This is a genomic window from Acinetobacter sp. 742879 (assembly GCF_000588535.1).
Classification (GTDB): Bacteria; Pseudomonadota; Gammaproteobacteria; order Pseudomonadales; family Moraxellaceae; genus Acinetobacter; species Acinetobacter pittii.
The window spans coordinates 469,144-488,357 of sequence record NZ_JFYC01000001.1 but is presented as its reverse complement, the minus strand read 5'-3'; the positions used below and the strand labels follow the sequence as shown (position 1 = coordinate 488,357).

The following is a 19,214-nucleotide window of genomic DNA, read 5'->3' as shown; positions in this document are numbered from 1 at the left end:
ATTCTGTACTTTTTCGATTAAGTGTATTTGATACAAATTTTATGAACTTATCATTATATAAATTTCATTTATTTTATTAGGAATTGACGCTATAACTTTTTAAGTATTACCAAATATTCGAAATAAACTTAAGCTCGAAATGAAACTTAAAAGGAGAAATAAAATAGAAAAGTACCGTTGTAAATTAGCTCACTGATTTTAAATAGAATTAATTATTAAGTTAAATGAAAGGAAGTGTTCGATCATTGGTAAAATTATCTTTAAATCGAACAAAAGGACGTAATTTTACTAGAAACGAATTTTAAAATTAGAAAAAATGAATGGTTAGGAATTTAAGGAAGTGCTCAGGATTGAGTGATATTTAAAGTTTCATTCTATTTTCTATCCAGCATATCTAAAAATTCCTCATTTTTGTCTGCAAAATGATGGAAGAAATATGACATACACTCAGGAAGAAAAACGTAGCAGAATACGTGGGATTGTAGGCGCAGCCTCTGGTAATTTAGTTGAATGGTTCGACTTTTATATCTATGCAGTATTTGCTGCCTACTTTACTCAAGCATTAACAGCACCTGATATGGATAGTACGACTAAATCTATCTATGTTTGGGGCGTATTCGCTGCAAGCTTTTTTATGCGTCCTATTGGTAGTTGGGTATTTGGACGAATTGCAGACCGGCATGGTCGAAAAAAGTCGATGGTCATCTCAATTTGTCTGATGGCTTTGAGTTCTTTTCTATTTGCAGCCCTACCTACTTATGACCAAGTTGGCTTATTTGCCCCTTTTCTTTTACTGGTAGTGCGCTTACTTCAAGGCTTATCGGTTGGTGGTGAATATGGTGCAGTAGCAACATATATGAGTGAATTAGGATTAAAAGGCCAACGTGGTTTTTACTCATCTTTCCAATATGTCACTCTCTCTGGTGGTCAGTTACTCGCAAGCTTACTTGGTGTAATTTTATTAACGTTCTTAAGTGAACAACAATTACATGATGGTGGATGGCGTATTCCGTTTGTTATTGGTGGTATTGCAGCAATTTTATCTTTGCTTGCACGTAGTCGTTTAGAAGAAACGCTTTCTCATCAAGACAGCGAACGAAAAGAGTCTGGTAGCTTAAGAGAACTCTTTAAAAAGCACTGGAAAACCTTTTTATTGGTGGTTGGATACACTTCTGCTGGTTCATTAACGTTTTATGTAGAGACCGTTTATTCAAAAACCTATTTAACCAATTTAGGGATGGATGGAAAAACCGTTGGTTATATCATGACCTTCGCCCTATTTGTCTATATGTGTGCTCAACCTGTATTTGGTGCTATTTCCGACCGTATTGGGCGACGCTCTTCAATGCTGGCCTTTAGCTTATTGTCTGCGATTTTTATCTACCCAGTCATGGTGATCGGGATGCGTGCCTATATTGATTCGCCGATCATTATTGCCTTGCTACTTATTTTTATGATGATGTTACTCAGTTTCTATACATCTATCAGTGGCTTGGTAAAAGCTGAAATGTTCCCACCTCATGTGCGAGCTTTAGGTGTAGGATTTTCTTATGCGGTAGGTAATGCGCTGTTTGGTGGTTCTGCACCTTCAGTTGCCTTACAGTTTAAAGCTGCCGGAATTGAAAATACCTTCTTTATATATGTCATTGTCATGCTGATTATCTGTTTCTTATGTAGCCTTGCGCTTCCGAAAAAACCAGATTATTTAGAACATGATCATTAAAAAGTAAAAGATAGATATTCTTCTAGAGATTTTTTAGAAGAATATCTTTTTAAAATAATAAGAAAGTCATTTTTGTTCTGTATGCTATAGCTGCCTAGCACATCTAACTTATTCAATTAACTAAAAGTTACTAGTTTTTGATGTTCTTGATCCGTATGAATCAATTTTTTGATGGGATAAAAAATGGAAAACGAAAAATCCCCTTTACCTGAAAGTATTATTCAAGTCACCTTCTGGCAAGCCTTCTTATTTTGGCTCAAGCTTGGCTTTATTAGCTTTGGGGGGCCCGCTGGACAAATCGCTGTGATGCATCAGGAACTGGTTGAACAAAAGCGCTGGATATCTGAAAAAAGATTTTTGCATGCCCTGAACTACTGCATGTTGTTACCCGGCCCTGAAGCACAGCAATTAGCAACCTATATTGGTTGGCTCATGCATAGAACTGCTGGAGGATTAGTTGCAGGTATTCTATTTGTATTACCCTCCTTATTTATTTTAATTGGGCTGTCTTGGGTTTACATAAAATTTGGAGATGTTCCCGTTATTGCAGGTATTTTCTATGGAATTAAGCCTGCCGTTACCGCAATTGTTTTCCATGCAACGTACCGTATAGGTAGTCGTTCGCTTAAAAATAAGTTTTTATGGATCGTCGCGATTGCGGCGTTCTTTGCCATCTTTGTCTTAAAGCTTCCTTTCCCGCTTATCGTTTTATCCGCTGGTATTGCTGGCTATTTAGCGAGTAAAAAGTACCCAGAACTATTTTCCTCCGCGGCTGGACATAAAGCCAGTCAAAAAGATTATGGTCCGGCATTTATTGATGATGAGACTCCAACACCAGAGCACGCTAAATTCCATTGGTTGCGTTTAGCTAAACTTATTTTTGTAGCAATCGCTTTATGGCTATTGCCAATTTTAGCTTTAGGCGCATATTTTGGATGGCATCATTCTTATACTCAAATGGCATGGTTCTTCACCAAGGCTGCTTTACTTACGTTTGGGGGGGCTTATGCGGTTTTACCTTATGTCTATCAAGGGGCTGTAAATCATTTTGGATGGCTTTCACCTACGCAAATGATTGATGGACTCGCTTTAGGTGAAACTACACCAGGTCCACTGATTATGATAGTTGCCTTTGTTGGCTTTTTAGGAGGCGTTAATCATTCACTACTTGGCTCTGAGCATCTATTTTTTGCTGGAGCACTTGGTGCGGTCATTGTGACTTGGTTTACCTTTCTCTTTTCATTTGTCTTTATTTTTGCGGGTGCACCCATTATTGAATCTACACATAATGAAATTAAATTTACTGCGCCACTCACTGCAATTACCGCGGCTGTGGTGGGTGTAATCTTAAATCTCGCACTATTTTTTAGTTATCACGTGTTATGGCCACAAGGCTTTTCAGGGCATTTTGATATAGTTGCAGCCCTCATTACTGTGGCTGCATTTATTGCTTTATTTCGCTTTAACGTGAACGTGCTATATGTGATTTTTGCATCAGCGCTGGTTGGACTCGCTGTCACTTTCTTTTAGTTATTTATTGATTTAACTTTTTTAATTACTCATAAACACAGCCGAACAGTTTCTTTACTGTTCGGCTGCTTATATTTTTAACCCGCTAGTTGTGCGATTTGCGCTGCTGCATTATCTAAGGCTGCTTGACGTGCTTCTGGGCCGAAAGCAATCCCTTCCGCGCGCACAAAAGTAATATCAGTCACCCCAATAAAATTGAAAAACGCTTTGATATAAGTTTCTTGATAGTCTAAAGCTTCGGCTGGTGAACCTTCTGAGTACACACCACCACGCGAAGAAGCAATAATGACACGTTTACCTTCTACTAAACCTTGAGGGCCGTTTTCCGTATAACGGAATGTTTTTCCAGCAACAGATAGTCGGTCAAGCCACGCTTTTAACTGTGATGGAAAGCTAAAGTTGTACATAGGTGCGCCAATTACAACGATATCTGACGATAAGAACTCGTCCAAATATTGGGTGTTTCGTGCAACACGTTGCTGCGCTGTTTCATTATTAGGTTCAATTCCTTGCCATGCCAAAAATTCCGCATCAGACAAATGAGGAATTGGCTCTAAAGCAAAATCGTGATGAATAATTTCTGCATCTGGATAAGCTGCGCTGAGCTTTTCAATAACAGATGAGGTGAGTTGGCGGCTAACAGAATGCTCACCTAAAATACTTGTGTCAATTTGAAGTAGTTTCATCGTTTATACCCACAGTATAAAATTGTTACTTGAACTAATTATGTTACTACTATTATGCTTATGCACAAGAAGGCACATTTAGGGAACCAAGTAATATGACTGTAACCATACCTCACGATATCCAGAGTTCAGATTGTCAAAGAGTCAGTCAAGTGTTGGCTAGAGTTGGCGAGAAATGGAGTATACTCATTGTAATGACACTTGCATCACGTTCTCATCGCTTTTCTGAAATTAAAAGAAGTATCAATGGAATATCACAGCGTATGCTTACCTTATGTTTGCGTGGTTTAGAGAGAGATGGGTTGGTTAAACGTACGGTTTATCCTGTAGTTCCCCCTCATGTTGAATATGAATTAACTCCACTCGGTCATTCACTTACAGAACCTGTAATTGCTTTAGGCCAATGGGCTCAGCAGCACATTGCGGATATTGATGCGGCAAGAGCTGCGTTTGATGCAGCTCAAGATAAACCAATTACATTAGACACTTAACGTAACTGCGAAGGACTTATGCCATAAAATTGTTTAAAGCGATGACTTAAATGGCTTGCTGAACTAAACCCACATACTAGGGCAATATCTTGCAAAGAAAGCTGAGATGACTGAATTAGCCCCTTGGCCTTGGTTAAGCGTCTTTGCATGACATATTGGTGAGGCGCCATATTCATGGACTGTTTAAACATATGAGCAAAATGGTATTCGCTTAAATTTACAACATTTGCCAAATCAGACAAGGTAAGTGCTTGATCTAGATGCCCTTCAATCCAGTCTTGAATATATTTGAGTTTATGAGGAGCGAGCCCACCTTTAATGATAGGTTGCTGCCACTTAACATTGCTATATCTTCGAATTAAATGGTTCAGCAATAAACTGGCAGTTGTACTCATTTGTAAATGGTTTGCTGAATCTTTCCAATCACAATCTAGCAAGAAAAACTGATAAAGCGCTCGAATCTTTTCGTCATCGTTAAAAACAACTTCGTTTAGTTCAATTTGGTTCGGCTCTTTGTCCCATATTTTTTCGGCAACATCACGCAAATGTTGATCTGTATAATATAAGTGAACGAATTTAAGCCCACCACGTATATCCCAAGTCGACTCCTGATGTTCAGGCAATAAGCAAAAACGCCCCGGCCCACCGCCGTTTTTCCAGCCTGCAGGGGTTTTTTGATAGCTTTCATAGCCATCTTGAATATAAAGACTTAGAGTGTGGTGATCGCTACAGACACTTACACGATCTTGCTGATTAGACCAAAATGCAAGTTGCATATTTTCATCAAGCACCACAGTTTCGTGAAGCTTGGCTTTAGATTGCTGTAGCTGTTCTAAAGTTTGATAGGCCATGCAAAATTAAAACGAATATCATTGAGCTTAAGTTAACCATATTCAGCAAAATTCAGCTAGTTCAGTCATATAAAAAACGCAAGATCTTGCATGTACAACACAAGAATATATACGTGAAAAATGAAGCATTCCTAGATACTTAAGCTTGGTAATCGAGGATGAAGTTATGAATATTTTACTCTATGTTGCGGTGGTGTTGATTTGGGGAACAACATGGATTGGAATTGCCGTTCAAAGCCATTATGCAACACCCGTTGTCGCGATTTTATGGCGTTTTGCCATTTCAGCCTTATTACTTTGGGTGGTTTTACTATTTTCAGGAAAATTACAGCGAATTGCTTTAAAAGATCATTTGTTTTGTATGCTGCAAGGCCTTTGCGTTTTTGGTCTAAACTTTATTTGTTTTTATACCGCAGTTAAATATGTAAATAGCGGTTTAGAGTCTGTTATTTTTTCGATGGCCGTTTTCTTTAATGCCATTAATGCGCTTATCTTTTTTAAGCAAAAACCATCGCCAAACTTTGCCCCGGCTGCACTTTTGGGCCTAAGTGGTATTGTTTTACTGTTTTGGCATGACCTGATTAATAGTCAGTTTAATGCGCAGTTATTGATGGGTATTGGGCTATGTGCAGTAGGCACTTACGGTTTTTCTTTAGGGAACATGATTAGTGTTAGACACCAAAAACGTGGTCTAAATATCTTTTCAACAAACTGTTATGCCATGACGTATGGCGCACTGGTAATGTTAAGTCTAGCTTTATTTACTGGCCAAGATTTAATGCCGCCAATGAATTTCCCATTTTTAAGTTCGGTACTTTACTTGGCTGTATTTGGTACGGTTATTGGGTTCTCTGCTTACTTTTCTCTTGTTGGACGAATTGGTGCAGCCAAAGCAGCATATAGCACGTTGCTCTTCCCTTTAGTTGCTTTAACAGTTTCTACTTTCTTTGAAGGATATGTATGGACTTTAAATGCTGTCTTTGGAATTTTGTTAATTTTACTCGGCAACTACTTAATGTTTAGTAAGTTGGAAATTGGAAAGAAGCTATTTAATAGTCAAAAAAGTTGTGAGAAGCAGGCATAAAAGCCTGCTTTTTTTATAAATCATAATTAATTTTAGCAGCCCGTTTTTAGCATCAACTCGAAATCTTTTAAAGCCGCGGCTGCTGTGGCTAAAGGCGCAGATGCCCCTCCACTTACAACAAGCTCACCCATTTCTTGAGTTAACACCCGAATACATTTATTAGAACCTTGCAGATGAGCAAAAGGATGATTTGCTGGGACTAACCTTAATTCGACACCTGTGTGAATTTGCTGATTTTTCAGATGAATAAAACCGACCAGACGAGGAGCTACATTTTCTTTTTTCCAACCACGAATATGTTCAACCGTAACGTGACTGATTCCTTGTCTTGGAATATCTTGAATTTTTACATCAGCCCCCAAAACAGTATTTGCCAATATCGTAATTTTAGCAGCGGTATCCCATCCATCTACATCGAAAGAGCTGTCAGGTTCTGCAATACCTTTTGCTCGAGCTTTTTCAAGAGATTCTGCAAACGCACATTCATGTTGCAACATATCATTCAAAATAAAATTCGTGGTGCCTGTAAACACACCTTCTATTTCTAAAATTTGGCAGCCAGCTAAGTTATATTCAAACAAATCAACAGTTGGTAAGGCAGCAGCTGTCGCACCGCTAAAAAATAGTTTTTTATTGTGCTGATGTGCCAAGTTAACTAATTTTTTACCATCTACGACTAAAGCACCTTTAGATACCGCAATCGCATTCATGCTATGTGTTAAAGCATAATCTAAATAAAATAGGCCTTTTCCACCTGTCACATATTCACTTGGCCCTGTCTCAATAATGACATCTGCTTGAACCTGTTCTAAAAACTTTTGCTCTGTTAAGCCTGCTTGAAATTGTGTTTTATCTAGCCACTTTGAAGCCTGCAAACCTTCTTGGTCAATTAAACCTGATGATGAGTTACAGACACCCACTAAACGGGCATCAATTTGATATTTTTGTTTATAGTAGGTCGTTCGATTTAAAAGGAGCTCTGCAATTTGTTGCCCAATCCGTCCAAAACCACAAATTGCCACGTTAACTCGCTTCATTTCACTTTCTCAAAAATTTATATCGTTTAAATCAAATTTCCCAAGATAATTTTAACCTCTTGTCTTTGGAAAATTGCTAACTACAGAGATAGTTAAGATACTATATTACTTAGATATTTGTTAGATTAACTATCTTAATGACCATATAAATTGCGACAGCAAAAACCATTAAAGCAAAGACTTTTTGCACAATTGCAGACGGAATAAAACGTATGGCTCTGCGCCCTAATAACATACCAACTGCACATGCGAGCGCAAACGCACTAGTAATGCCTACTGGATAGTGAAAGCCCTCTGCAATATGCATCACAATACTCATTCCACTGATGAGAAAAATAATCATAAGTGAAGTTGCAACAATGCTATGCATATCCAAATTTGTGACTTTTCTAAGCGCTGGCACTATTACAAAGCCGCCACCCACACCAAGCATCCCAGTTAAAAGCCCCGCAATAATTCCAATGCCGGCAAGTACACCACCAGTTTTAAAATTCCAGATAAAGCGTCCCGTACTTGGGTTAACCTGACACGGCGGGGTATGAAAATCTGAAACTCGGTTACTAATAAGTCGATAACCCACTGTAAACATGACCAAGCTAAACATTAACATGAGCCAAATAGGTGAAATCGTGTTAGCTATTAAAATGCCGATATGTGCCATAGGAGCACCAATTAAGGCAATCCAGATCGCAGCACGATAACGAACTATCTTTTTAAATAAGCCTTCAATGGTTCCAATGAGTGTAGATAGCGCAACCGCCAATAACCCAATCGGCGCAGCTTGAGCCACGCTCCAGCCTTGACTGGTCATAAGCGCGGGTACAGCAAGAATACCGCCACCTGCACCAGTAAGACCAAGTAAAAAGCCAATCACGATGCCTTCAACGACAAGTAATAACATATCAAAAGCCTAAAATTGCATATACATCATTTGCAGTAGACTGCTGGTTAATGAGTGAATAGATCTCGTCTTCTTGCGGAGCTTTAGCCGCTTCTCAGGGCAAAGCATTGCTTTGTTTATCCTCTTCCACTCGAACATAGTTCTCGTCTTGCGCTCGGGTAAAGCGTTGCTTTACTTATCCTCGCTCAGGTTTGACCATCCACTCGCGGCCCTTGAGCATGCCTTGCCAGTAAATCGGTGGCAAAATCTGCTCCTTAAGCAGCCAAGCCAAACGAGATGGCTTTTGCCCATCAATCACCCATTTTGGAAAACTTGGAAGTAATTTACCGCCGTAGCCAAACTCAGCCAGAACGATTTTTCCACGTTCTACGGTCAGTGGACATGAGCCATAGCCGTTGTATTCACATAAATTTTGCTCACCGTTCAGTTGTGCGAGAACATTTACTGCAACGATCGGAGCTTGTGCTCGTGCCGCAGCAGCAGTTTTGGCATTAGGCGCATTCATCACATCACCTAAAGCAAAAATATTGGCATGTTGTGTATGTTGTAAGGTTTGAGGATTCACGCTCACCCAGCCTGCTTCATCAGTGAGTGTGCTTGCACGAATAAAATCAGGCGCTTGTTGCGGTGGAACAACATGTAATATATCGAAATCAGTCTCGACCAATGCTGCATTTTCATCATTCACGACTTTGAACCATGCTTTCTTTGCAGGCCCGTCTACTTTAACAAGTTGATGATTAAAATGAAGTTCAGTGCCATATTTTTCAACGTATTGCATTAGTGCAGGTATATATTCCTTCACGCCAAATAAGACAGCACCAGTGTTATAAAAATGGATAGAGATATCTTTAAGTTTGCCTTGCTTTAACCAGTAGTCGGCTGAAAGATACATCGCTTTTTGTGGGGCTCCGGCACATTTAATCGGCATAGGCGGTTGGGTAAAGATTGCCTTTCCACCGTTTAATTGTTGCACCAGTTCCCATGTATACGGCGCTAAATCATAACGATAGTTAGACGTCACCCCATTTTTACCTAAGGTTTCAACTAAACCTTCAATTCCATGCCAATTCAGTTTTAAACCAGGACAGACGACCAAAGCTTTATATTGAATAGGTTGGCATCCTTCCAAAATAACCTGATTATGCTCTGGGTCGAATCCAGCAACCGCAGCTTTCATCCATTTTACTTTTGAAGGTATCACACTTGTCATTGAGCGTGCGGTTACTTGTGGTTTGAAAATACCGCCACCAACCATGGTCCAGCCCGGTTGATAATAATGTGTATCTGCGGGATCAATAATGACAATATCTAAATGAGGTTCACGACATAAAAGACTCGACGCTACAGAAATTCCTGCTGCCCCAGCGCCAACAATCACAACGCTATAACAAGGAATTGTGGCTGGTTCATGATCACGTTTTAAAATGCGTGGCACCAAGCCTTTTAAGTTAAACCCAAGCTTATTACCCGACTCAACTAACAGTGCTGCATCTTGTGGAGCAACTTCAGTCAAAGCCCACAAACTGATTGCACGCATACCAGAGCGACAATATGCTAAAACGGGCTTCTGAGCATTCTGATAAAGCTGCTTAAACTCGGTAACTTGTTGATCAGTAATTTTGCCACTGATAACGGGCTGGTAGATTACGTTTAGGCCGTGTCGCTGAGCTGCTTCTTCAATTTCAATCACATTGGGTTGATCTGCACCTTCTCCATCTGGACGGTTACATATCAGAGTTTTTATTCCTTGGTCTGCAATTTTTGCAATATCGTTGGCAGTAATCTGGCCAGCAACATAAAAATCTTGATTAACTCGTTTAAGTTCCATATTGCCACCTTATAATTGTGAAATTGAGCCGCAGGCCTGATTAGCAGGAAGTGCTTTATCGATTTGTTTTGGATATGGCAGATTTAAGTTATTCATTAATTCAATAAAATCTTCACGCGAGCGATTCTGACCTAGACGTGAGTTATTTAAGCGTTCATAACCAATTGTTGAAGACAAACGACCTTTATAATCGTGTCCCGGATATACAATAGTCTCGTCAGGCAGGCTGAAAAGTTGTTTATGAATACTGTCATAAAGTGTGCCCGCACTACCTTGCTGGAAGTCAGTTCGACCGCAGCCGTCAATTAATAATGCATCACCAGTGAAAATCATGTTTCCAACTAGGTAACTCGTACAAGCATTGGTATGACCTGGTGTGTAACGCGCTTCAATACTGAGGTTGCCAACTTTAAGCATGCAACCATCAGTAATTAAAATATCTCCGCAACTTACATCTGAGTTTCGATGTAAAACTGATTTGCAATGAAACCGTTCACGAAGCAAATTCGCAGCAGTAATATGGTCTGCATGGACATGGGTATCTAAGGTATAGATGAGCGTAAATTGATGCTGCTCTAATTCTTTTGCATAAATCTCAATATCTGATGCGACTGGATCAATTAAAACAGCCTCTCGTGTTTCTTCACATCCAAGCATATATGTATAAGTCGAACTTTCTTTTTCAAAAAACTGCTTAAAGAACATGATTTATACCCTAATAATTTATTTCTTTCCTATATTTTGCAAATAAGATGCCAATTATTTAAAATTAAATAATAAATATAAAAATCAAATATTTATAATAATAAGTAAATTTTAAGCTAGAAAACAAACTCAGCTTGATGTTCCTATGAAACTCAAGTATGTTTCAATGAAACGATTGTGAAACACATGAAATGGCAAAGTTAAATTTTGAGTCAGAACAAGATTTTTTTACTTTATTTGAGCAATTAAAAGCTTTACTCCCAAATGCGAGTCTGTTTCTCGCTGACACAACGACTCAAGCAATTCACTATAAATTTAATACAGATGACATTTCTGTTGAGAGTATGGCAGCGCTTACTCAAGACCATCACAATCAATATCTCGAAATCAATACTCCTAAAATGAGAAAGCGATTTATCTATCAAGAACATGATATTTATATTGCCGAGCATCGCATTATCGGGAAATTGCATATTCTACAGCCCATTAGCATAGAGAATGATATTGCTGATCAAGTAGAGCTAACAGAACAATTGCAAGACTTGGCTAAAGTTTTCAATAGTTGTTCACCAGAAATGACTCGTATGTTTTCAATTATTCAAAGAGTGGCAATTACTGAGTTTCCAGTGCTCGTCCGCGGCGAATCTGGTAGTGGTAAAGAACTTGTGGCAAAAGCAATTCATGATTATAGCCAACGTAAAAATAAGATCTTTGTTGCCATTAACTGTGCAGCTTTAAATTCTAATATTTTAGAGAGTGAACTATTTGGGCATGTGAAAGGTGCTTTTACAGGAGCAATTCGTGACCATAAAGGCGTGTTTGAACGTGCCGCAGGTGGAACTCTGTTTCTGGATGAAATTGCTGAGATTCCTTTAGAGCTACAAGCTAAATTATTACGGGTGTTAGAAACAGGTGAATTTACGCCGGTAGGTGGTGAAAAACCGATTCAAGCCAATGTCCGAATTATTACCGCAACACATAAAGCTTTACGCGAAGAGGCTAAGGCTGGGCGTTTCCGTCATGATTTACTCTACCGTTTACGCGTAATTCCAATTTTTATACCACCACTCAGAGAGCGGAAAGTCGATATTCCTCTTATTGTTGATCAAATTTTAAAAGAAAGCTCAACTCAACTCGACACGATGCCTCGTCACGTCAATCAAAAAGCTATGCAGATTTTGCTTAACTATGACTGGCCTGGAAATGTTCGTGAGCTTAAAAACACCCTACTTTATGCTTTAACCATGGCAAATGGTAAGGACGAAATTGAAGTCGAAGACTTACCAAATGAGCTCTTAAATGCAGATGATTACGTTAAATTACCCGAAACAAATACAGAGCTTAGTCCTGAAAATGTACAAGCCGCTTTAGAAAAATATAACCATAACCTGAATATGGTCGCGTGTATTTTTGGAATTAGCCGCACTACTCTTTGGAGATACAGACAAAAGCATAAGCTTTAGCTAGGTATTTGGCTCGTCTAAGGCGTATCATATTGCATTTGGTTAGGTTCGTTAGTTCAAAGGCTTTATATGATTGTTCGTGATAAAAGCAATGTATTTAAACTCTTATTTGCTTGGAAAGGAACAATTTTGCCAAAGGTGTTGCCTGCACTGAGTTTTGTTGTACTTATTTCAGCCTGTGTGGTCTGGCTCTCTTATTATCATTGGATTCAAATTCCTACCGTACCCGCGATTGGATTTACAATATTTGGTGTGATTCTTTCGATTTGTACGGGTTTTCGAAATAATGCGTGTTATGACCGATGGTGGGAAGGTCGCAAACTTTGGGGCGCACTAATTGCCAATGCTAGACATATTGTTAGAGATAGTTATGTTCTAACCAATGAACAACGTGAACATTTAATTCATCAGGTCTTAATTTTTAGTAACTTGTTGCGTGATCGACTGCGTCAACAAACAGTCGAACCCACAAAATTTCTTGAACATGCCTATTTAAATAATTCTTCACTTAATTATTTAAATGAGCATATTAATGCCCCTCAGTTTGTACTCGAAAATATTCAAAAAGATTTAGTCAAAGCTCTAAAAGACGGCGAAATTAGTGACATTATCTATAGCACCTTAAATCGACATATTGTTGAGCTAGGCAATATTCAAGCAGGTTGTGACCGTATTGCTGGAACACCTTTACCCTACTCATATTCAGTACTTTTACATCGTGCTGTTTACTGTTTCTGTTTCATCTTACCTTTTAGCCTTGAAGCGGCTTTAGGTATGTGGACACCGCTTATTGTGGGTTTAATCGCTTATATGTTTTTAGGACTAGATGCATTAAGCGCTCAAATTGAAGAACCTTTTGGTTTGCAAGAAAATGATTTACCGCTCGATTCAATTGTACGTTTGATTGAACGTGAGTCTCTAAGTTCTTTAGGACAGCCATTACCCCCTATTATTGAAGCTCAAAACAACAACTTACTTTAATAAAAAAGAGCGAATCATCGCTCTTTTTTATAGGCTTAAGTGTCTATTTATGGATGTACAATAATCTTAACGGCTGATTCATTGTTATGAATTAAGGTTTCAAAACCTTGTGAAATCAAATCATCAAGTTGAATGCGCTGCGTAATAAAAGGTTCTAGATTTATTTTACCCTCTTCAACCAGTTTAATGGTTTCTTGATGGTCATTTACATAGGCAATTGTGCCTCGTACATCAAGCTCTTTCATTACTACACTATGCACATTAATTGATGCTGGATGGCTCCAAATCGAAACAATAACAATAACACCTGTTGGTTTCACTGCCGCAACCAAAGTATCTAATACCTTGTTAACGCTACTACATTCAAATGCAACATCAACACCATCGCCATTAGTAATTTTCATGACCTCAGAAACAACATCAACTTCTGACGGGTCTAAAATATAATCTGCAACACCCGACTCTTTGGCTTTTTCTTTACGTTTTGCACTTAACTCGGTAATGATGACCTTAAGCCCTTTCGCTTTTAAAATTGCCGAAAGCAATAAACCAATTGGGCCGGCTCCGCCAACCAGTGCAATGTCACCAGCCTTTGCACCACTGCGCACATAGGCATGATGACCTACCGATAACGGTTCAATTAAGGCCGCCTGATCCAGTGGAATTTTATTGGAAATTGGATGCACCCAACGGCGCTTAACCGCAATTTTCTCCGATAAGCCACCGCCACGACCGCCTAAACCAATGAAGTTCATATTTTTGGAAAGATGATAATTATCGCCCGGTCCGGTCGGTACATCATCGGCCACAATATAAGGCTCTACGACTACATGCTGACCAATTTCAATATCATCAACACCTTCACCAACTGCATAGACTACACCTGAAAATTCATGTCCCATGGTAATCGGCGCAGATTCACCTGAAATAGGATGTGGATGTCCACACGGTGGAATAAAAATTGGCCCTTCCATAAACTCATGCAAATCTGTACCACAGATTCCACACCAAGTTACCTTAATGCCTACAGTGCCGGGAGTCACTTCTGGTTCAGGGATATCTTCAATACGAATATCGCCTCTGTCATAAAAACGCGCTGCTTTCATTATTATCTCCCTCAAATCAGGATGTTGTTTTAGCGATAGACAATTCCGCCGTCCGTTAAAATGGATTGACCCGTAATATAGTCCGAATCTTCACTTGCCAGAAAAGCAACTAATGCGGCTACATCGTCTGGTGTTTGAGCTCTACCTAAAGCAATGCCTTCCACATATTTTTTATAAGTTTCACCGATTGCTGCACCCGTAATTTCAGCAAAACGTTTATCGATTTCAACCCACATGTCCGTTCCGACAATTCCGGGGCAATATCCATTTACCGTAATACCGTGACTGGCATATTCTTTTGCCGCAGCTTGGGTAAGTGCTCGTACCGCAAATTTGGTTGCCGAGTAAATACCGAGTAAAGCAAACCCATCGTGGCCTGCAATTGAGCAAGCATTAATGATTTTTCCTTTATGTTGACGTTGCTTAAATTTTGCAGCAGCAGCCTGTATTCCCCACAGCACGCCACCAATATTAATATCAACAATTTTTTGGAATTCATCAGGTGTGATATCCGCAATCGCTTGTACTTGTGCAATTCCAGCGTTATTAATCATGACATCAAACCCACCAAGTGTCTGCTCAGCATGATTTATAGCGGCATACACTTGCTCGCGGTCACTTACATTAGCAATAAAAGTGCTCGCATTTACACCTAAAGCCTGAATTTCCTGCTGCACATCATTCAGTTGATCTTGTTTCATATCAACTAATGCAGTATGTGCCCCTTCTTGCGCCAAGCGCAGGGCAATCCCACGGCCAATGCCTTGAGCTGCCCCAGTCACTAAAACGACTTTATTTTTTAATCCCTTAACCATGTTCAACTCCTGTAAATTTAGAATTTCTACATATGAATCGCTCGTTGCATTGAAGCCAAAATGGATTCATGCATGGCTTCTGATAAGGTTGGATGTGGGAAAATCACTTGAGCTAAACTTTCATCAGTTGCTTCTAGATATTTCGCAATCGCAAAGCCTTGAATATGTTCGGTCACTTCATGACCCACCATATGTGCACCAAGTAATTCACCCGTTTCTGCATGTATCACCGTTTTAACGAAACCTGACGCATCTCCAATTGCCAAAGCTTTACCATTTGCAGTTAAAGAAAACTTGCCGATTCGTATAGGTAGATTCTTAGCTTTTGCTGTATTTTCTGTTAGACCAATACTCGCCACTTGTGGATGTGTAAAAATACAACCGGGTATCTGGCTACGGTCGAGTGAATGGACGTTTGCTACACCAGCGATTTTCTCGACACATATCATGGCTTCATGGCTTGCTTTATGGGCAAGACACGGTGCTCCAGCCACATCACCAATCGCATAAAGCCCTGCTACGTTGGTTTTACAATAGTCATCAATTGCCACAAAACCTTGTGGATTGAGTTCTACACCTAAACGTTCTAGTCCTAGCCCCGTGGTATTCGGCTGTACACCAATTGCCGAAAGTACACGGTCAAAAACAAGCGTTTGAACATCATTTGCCGTTTCAACCACACAGTGGACTTGCTCATTTTCAATTTGAATACTTTGAACAACAGCATCGGTTAAGACTTTCATTCCTTTTTGTTCAAATTGCTTTCTGACAAATTGAGCAACTTCCGCATCTTCAGTCGGTAAAATCTGCTTGGCTAAATCAATAAGCGTGACCTGACAACCCAAGTCTTGATAAAGACTAGCAAACTCACTGCCAATTGCACCTGAGCCTACAACCAATAAGCTTTTTGGTAACTTTTCTGGAACCAGTGCTTCTTTATAGCTCCAGACGTACGTTCCATCGACAGGAAGTTGAGGAACATGTCGAGCTTTAGCTCCAGTTGCCAAAATAATATGTGGCGCACTCAAAGCCTGACTGTTACCTTGAGCATCGGTCACTTCAATTTTTTCTTTAGCTGTAAGTTGAGCGCGACCATTAAAAACAGTCACCTGATTCTTTTTCAGCAAGTAATCAATACCTTGTACCAGCTGAGCTGACACTTGTCTGCTATGTTGCACAAGCTTTTGAATATCAAAATCGAGTTGCGATACCTGAAAACCAAACTGTCCTGCATGTTTAAACTGGGTTGCGAGCTCTGCACCTGCAAGCAAAGCTTTAGTTGGAATACAGCCCCAGTTTAGGCAAATTCCGCCTAAATGTTGCTCTTCTACAATTGCGGTTTTTAACCCGAGCTGGGCTGCACGAATTGCAGCCACATACCCACCCGGTCCCGCGCCAATCACAATTAAATCAAATTGAGCTTCTGACATGCGGGTTCTCCTACACCAAAATTAAAGCAGGGTTTTCAACAAACTGCTTAAAGCTGGCCAAGAATTTCGCCCCAACTGCGCCATCAATGACTCTGTGATCACATGACAATGTCGCTGTGACAATCTCACGAACCACTACATTGCCATTTTCAACAACAGCACGTGATTCAGAAGCACCTAAGGCCATAATTGCACCTTGCGGTGGATTAATAATGGCATCGAACTGTTTAATGCCTAACATGCCTAAATTTGAAATGCTAAAACTGCCGCCCTGAAACTCATCAGGTTGTAACTTGCCAGTCTTGGCACGCGTTGCCAAATCACGCATGTCATCGGAAATCTGTGCTAAAGACTTCTGATTTGCAGCTTTCACAATGGGTGTAATTAAACCGTTTGGAATCGCTACAGCCACCGAAATATCCGCTTGAGAGAACTGTAAAATTGATTGAGTCGCCTCATCAAATTGAACATTCACTTCAGGTACTTTAATCAGTGCCGCAGCAGCTGCTTTAATTAGCATGTCATTAATAGAAAGTTTGACTTGAGGAACCGTTTCATTAATCTGCTTACGTAATTTTTGCAAAGCCTCTACGTTGAGATCGACCACTAAGCGGAAATGCGGTGCATTACGTTTTGCAGCCTGTAACCGTGAAGCAATCGCTTTACGCATCCCATTCATCGCCACCGTCGTAACGGTCGATTGTGGTTGAGCTGCACATTGCACAGGTTGTTCATTTACCGACGTTGGGTTATTACGATAGTAAACTGCCTCAACATCTTCTTTACAGACACGGCCACGAGTACCTGAAACACGACAGTCATTTAGGTTAATGCCCCATTGTTTTGCTAAACGACGTGCTACAGGTGTCGCTAAAACTTGGCTATCATCGGCTGTAGATTTAACCACTTTAGCTTGAGTTTGCTGCTTAACATCAGGCCACTGACCACCAGCAGCTTGTACAGCTTTCTGGATGTCTTGAACACTAATACGTCCTTCACGGCCAGAACCTGTGACTTTCGCTAAGTTAACATTGTGCTTTTCTGCAAGCTTTAACGCATGCGGTGTTGTAAACAATTCATTAGATGTTTGATAGCCTTGTAATGACTCGGGTACAGCGTAGTCACCTTTAGCTACCTTTACAGGAACTGGAGCGCTAGCTGTTGAAGTCTGTGGCTGTTCTGCTTTTTCAGCAACAGGTGCAGATGTTTCTGCTTTACTTTGCTCCGAAGGTGTTTCAGGGGCTTTAGCTGCTGAACCACCTAGTGATGCAATAAACTGCTCAATTTCTGCATCAGAAACTTGGCTTTCAGCACATATAGCAATAAGACCACCAACAGGTAAAGTATCACCATCTTTCGCTAAAATTTTACGGAGAGTTCCCGCAAAAGGCGCTTCTAATACATTGACGATTTTTGTGGTTTCAATTTCACAAATTTCATCGCCCTTATTAAAGCTATCATCCTCTTTAATCAACCATTGGGCGATCGTGCCTTCTTCCATGGATAATCCCCATTTCGGGATCTCCAGCGTTTTAATTTCGCTCATCCTAAGCCTCCAATGTTTTTCGCACAGCTTGCTCAATACGCTCTACACTTGGAATCCATTCTTTTTCTAAAACCGGAGAGAATGGAACAGGCGTATGTGGTGGCGTTACGAGTTCAACAGGTGCTTTTAAATAGTGGAAACCTTTTTGGGCGATCAGTGCAGCAACATCATGACCAAAGCCACAGCGTGCCGCTGATTCATCCACAATAACCACATGCCCAGTCGATGCAACAGACTCTAAAATTCCTTCCTCATCCAGAGGTGAAATTGTGCGAGGGTCGACCACTTCAACCGAAATGCCATCTTTTGCCAATTTGTCTGCCACTTCATTAGCACGATGTACCATCAAGCCTAAAGCAATAATGGTCACGTCTGTCCCTTCACGGGTGTAATTTGCTACACCAAAAGGAATGGTGTAGGCATCATCTGGAACTTCACCTTTAATGTCATAGAGCATTTTATGCTCACAGAACACCACAGGGTCATCATCACGAATAGCCTGAATTAATAGCCCTTTCACATCATATGGGCTAGATGGAACCACAACTTTTAAGCCCGGAACCGCTGCGAATACGTTATATGGCGACTGAGAATGCTGAGCTGCTGCAGAAAAACCTGCGCCAATCATGCCACGTACAACCATTGGCGCTTTTGCTTTTCCACCGAACATATAACGGAATTTAGCGGCTTGGTTATAAAGCATGTCATGACACACGCCATAGAAATCCATAAACATTAAGTCAGCAACAGGACGTAAACCTGTTGCAGCAGCACCAGCGGCCATACCGATAATTGCAGACTCGGTAATTGGTGTATCAATCACACGTTCTGAACCAAACTCCGTCCATAAACCTTTGGTTACACCAAGTACCCCACCGAAGCCTTCAAGTTCGTTCTCTTCGGTATTTTTACCGCCGTGCCCACCACGAACATCTTCACCAACAACAAATACGGTTGGATCACGACGCATTTCTGATTCAATGGCTTCTTTAATTGCATTACGAAAACTTTTATTTGGCATCTTTACTATTCCT

General features: G+C 40.2%; 17 protein-coding genes. 6 read left to right on the top strand and 11 right to left on the bottom strand.

Annotated features, from left to right (window positions below; translation table 11 throughout):
* Positions 1–436 precede the first annotated feature (436 nt).
* Both J690_RS07115 and chrA read left to right on the top strand, forming a co-directional pair.
* Positions 437–1,723, top strand: a complete 1,287-nt coding sequence (locus J690_RS07115) for an MFS transporter (protein ID WP_002113740.1) — start codon at positions 437–439, stop codon at positions 1,721–1,723.
* A gap of 183 nt (positions 1,724–1,906) precedes the next feature.
* Positions 1,907–3,253, top strand: coding sequence for a chromate efflux transporter (gene chrA / locus J690_RS07110; RefSeq protein WP_032035023.1), 1,347 nt, complete (start codon positions 1,907–1,909; stop codon positions 3,251–3,253).
* Between the two features lie 77 nt (positions 3,254–3,330).
* Here the strand turns inward: chrA and J690_RS07105 are convergent, their stop codons facing one another.
* Positions 3,331–3,939, bottom strand: coding sequence for an FMN-dependent NADH-azoreductase (locus J690_RS07105; RefSeq protein WP_032035021.1), 609 nt, complete (start codon positions 3,937–3,939; stop codon positions 3,331–3,333).
* A gap of 95 nt (positions 3,940–4,034) precedes the next feature.
* Between J690_RS07105 and J690_RS23645 the strand changes: the two genes are divergently transcribed.
* Complete coding sequence (locus J690_RS23645) at positions 4,035–4,430, top strand: winged helix-turn-helix transcriptional regulator (protein WP_005069321.1); 396 nt, start codon at positions 4,035–4,037, stop codon at positions 4,428–4,430.
* Here the strand turns inward: J690_RS23645 and J690_RS07100 are convergent.
* Positions 4,427–5,281: a helix-turn-helix domain-containing protein gene (locus tag J690_RS07100; RefSeq protein ID WP_032035018.1), complete on the bottom strand. Its 855-nt coding sequence runs from the start codon at positions 5,279–5,281 to the stop codon at positions 4,427–4,429. The genes J690_RS23645 and J690_RS07100 overlap by 4 nt on opposite strands.
* 166 nt (positions 5,282–5,447) lie before the next feature.
* Here J690_RS07100 and J690_RS07095 point away from each other — a divergent pair, with 166 nt between their 5' ends.
* Positions 5,448–6,365 carry a DMT family transporter gene (locus tag J690_RS07095; protein ID WP_032035017.1) on the top strand — a complete coding sequence of 306 codons (918 nt, stop codon included), beginning with the start codon at positions 5,448–5,450 and terminating at the stop codon, positions 6,363–6,365.
* 32 nt (positions 6,366–6,397) lie between these two features.
* On the opposite strand, the gene J690_RS07090 is transcribed toward J690_RS07095, so the two are convergent.
* The 4 genes from J690_RS07090 to J690_RS07075 form a co-directional block, all read right to left on the bottom strand.
* The gene (locus tag J690_RS07090; RefSeq protein WP_032035016.1) at positions 6,398–7,402 is read right to left on the bottom strand and encodes a homoserine dehydrogenase; all 1,005 of its coding nucleotides are present in this window, start codon (positions 7,400–7,402) and stop codon (positions 6,398–6,400) included.
* A 109-nt stretch (positions 7,403–7,511) separates the two neighbouring features.
* Positions 7,512–8,303 (bottom strand): sulfite exporter TauE/SafE family protein, encoded by a 792-nt coding sequence (locus J690_RS07085; protein WP_032035014.1) that lies wholly within the window; start codon positions 8,301–8,303, stop codon positions 7,512–7,514.
* Positions 8,304–8,478: 175 nt separating this feature from the next.
* Complete coding sequence (locus tag J690_RS07080; protein WP_032035012.1) at positions 8,479–10,134, bottom strand: bifunctional protein tyrosine phosphatase family protein/NAD(P)/FAD-dependent oxidoreductase; 1,656 nt, start codon at positions 10,132–10,134, stop codon at positions 8,479–8,481.
* 9 nt (positions 10,135–10,143) lie between these two features.
* Complete coding sequence (locus J690_RS07075) at positions 10,144–10,839, bottom strand: MBL fold metallo-hydrolase (RefSeq protein ID WP_032035010.1); 696 nt, start codon at positions 10,837–10,839, stop codon at positions 10,144–10,146.
* A 191-nt stretch (positions 10,840–11,030) separates the two neighbouring features.
* Here J690_RS07075 and J690_RS07070 point away from each other — a divergent pair, with 191 nt between their 5' ends.
* Together J690_RS07070 and J690_RS07065 are read left to right on the top strand one after the other, a co-directional pair.
* Positions 11,031–12,302, top strand: coding sequence for a sigma-54 interaction domain-containing protein (locus J690_RS07070; protein WP_032035008.1), 1,272 nt, complete (start codon positions 11,031–11,033; stop codon positions 12,300–12,302).
* A 69-nt stretch (positions 12,303–12,371) separates the two neighbouring features.
* Entirely contained in the window at positions 12,372–13,283 is a 912-nt protein-coding gene (locus J690_RS07065; protein ID WP_032035005.1) for a bestrophin family protein, read from the top strand.
* Positions 13,284–13,330: 47 nt separating this feature from the next.
* Here J690_RS07065 and J690_RS07060 read toward each other — a convergent pair whose 3' ends face one another.
* The 5 genes from J690_RS07060 to J690_RS07040 are packed head-to-tail and all read right to left on the bottom strand — an operon-like array spanning position 13,331 to position 19,201.
* On the bottom strand, positions 13,331–14,389 hold the full coding sequence (locus tag J690_RS07060) for a 2,3-butanediol dehydrogenase (protein ID WP_032035002.1): 1,059 nt from the start codon (positions 14,387–14,389) through the stop codon (positions 13,331–13,333).
* A 29-nt stretch (positions 14,390–14,418) separates the two neighbouring features.
* Positions 14,419–15,204, bottom strand: coding sequence for an acetoin reductase (locus tag J690_RS07055; protein ID WP_032035000.1), 786 nt, complete (start codon positions 15,202–15,204; stop codon positions 14,419–14,421).
* Between the two features lie 26 nt (positions 15,205–15,230).
* Entirely contained in the window at positions 15,231–16,634 is a 1,404-nt protein-coding gene (lpdA, locus tag J690_RS07050; RefSeq protein ID WP_032034998.1) for a dihydrolipoyl dehydrogenase, read from the bottom strand.
* 10 nt (positions 16,635–16,644) lie between these two features.
* A complete protein-coding gene (locus tag J690_RS07045; RefSeq protein ID WP_032034995.1) occupies positions 16,645–18,180 on the bottom strand; it encodes a 2-oxo acid dehydrogenase subunit E2 in 1,536 nt (511 codons plus the stop codon).
* A 1-nt stretch (position 18,181) separates the two neighbouring features.
* Positions 18,182–19,201, bottom strand: coding sequence for an alpha-ketoacid dehydrogenase subunit beta (locus J690_RS07040; RefSeq protein WP_032034993.1), 1,020 nt, complete (start codon positions 19,199–19,201; stop codon positions 18,182–18,184).
* Positions 19,202–19,214 lie beyond the last annotated feature (13 nt).

Bases quoted from the DNA above. Each gene is read 5' to 3' on its own strand.
- J690_RS23645 (WP_005069321.1), top strand. From the start codon at position 4,035: ATGACTGTAACCATACCTCACGATATCCAGAGTTCAGATTGTCAAAGA.
- J690_RS07065 (WP_032035005.1), top strand. From the start codon at position 12,372: ATGATTGTTCGTGATAAAAGCAATGTATTTAAACTCTTATTTGCTTGG.
- J690_RS07105 (WP_032035021.1), bottom strand. From the start codon at position 3,939: ATGAAACTACTTCAAATTGACACAAGTATTTTAGGTGAGCATTCTGTT.
- J690_RS07075 (WP_032035010.1), bottom strand. From the start codon at position 10,839: ATGTTCTTTAAGCAGTTTTTTGAAAAAGAAAGTTCGACTTATACATAT.
- J690_RS07045 (WP_032034995.1), bottom strand. From the start codon at position 18,180: ATGAGCGAAATTAAAACGCTGGAGATCCCGAAATGGGGATTATCCATG.
- J690_RS07115 (WP_002113740.1), top strand. From the start codon at position 437: ATGACATACACTCAGGAAGAAAAACGTAGCAGAATACGTGGGATTGTA.
- J690_RS07085 (WP_032035014.1), bottom strand. From the start codon at position 8,303: ATGTTATTACTTGTCGTTGAAGGCATCGTGATTGGCTTTTTACTTGGT.
- J690_RS07100 (WP_032035018.1), bottom strand. From the start codon at position 5,281: ATGGCCTATCAAACTTTAGAACAGCTACAGCAATCTAAAGCCAAGCTT.
- J690_RS07070 (WP_032035008.1), top strand. From the start codon at position 11,031: ATGGCAAAGTTAAATTTTGAGTCAGAACAAGATTTTTTTACTTTATTT.
- J690_RS07080 (WP_032035012.1), bottom strand. From the start codon at position 10,134: ATGGAACTTAAACGAGTTAATCAAGATTTTTATGTTGCTGGCCAGATT.
- J690_RS07040 (WP_032034993.1), bottom strand. From the start codon at position 19,201: ATGCCAAATAAAAGTTTTCGTAATGCAATTAAAGAAGCCATTGAATCA.
- lpdA (WP_032034998.1), bottom strand. From the start codon at position 16,634: ATGTCAGAAGCTCAATTTGATTTAATTGTGATTGGCGCGGGACCGGGT.
- J690_RS07055 (WP_032035000.1), bottom strand. From the start codon at position 15,204: ATGGTTAAGGGATTAAAAAATAAAGTCGTTTTAGTGACTGGGGCAGCT.
- J690_RS07095 (WP_032035017.1), top strand. From the start codon at position 5,448: ATGAATATTTTACTCTATGTTGCGGTGGTGTTGATTTGGGGAACAACA.
- chrA (WP_032035023.1), top strand. From the start codon at position 1,907: ATGGAAAACGAAAAATCCCCTTTACCTGAAAGTATTATTCAAGTCACC.
- J690_RS07060 (WP_032035002.1), bottom strand. From the start codon at position 14,389: ATGAAAGCAGCGCGTTTTTATGACAGAGGCGATATTCGTATTGAAGAT.
- J690_RS07090 (WP_032035016.1), bottom strand. From the start codon at position 7,402: ATGAAGCGAGTTAACGTGGCAATTTGTGGTTTTGGACGGATTGGGCAA.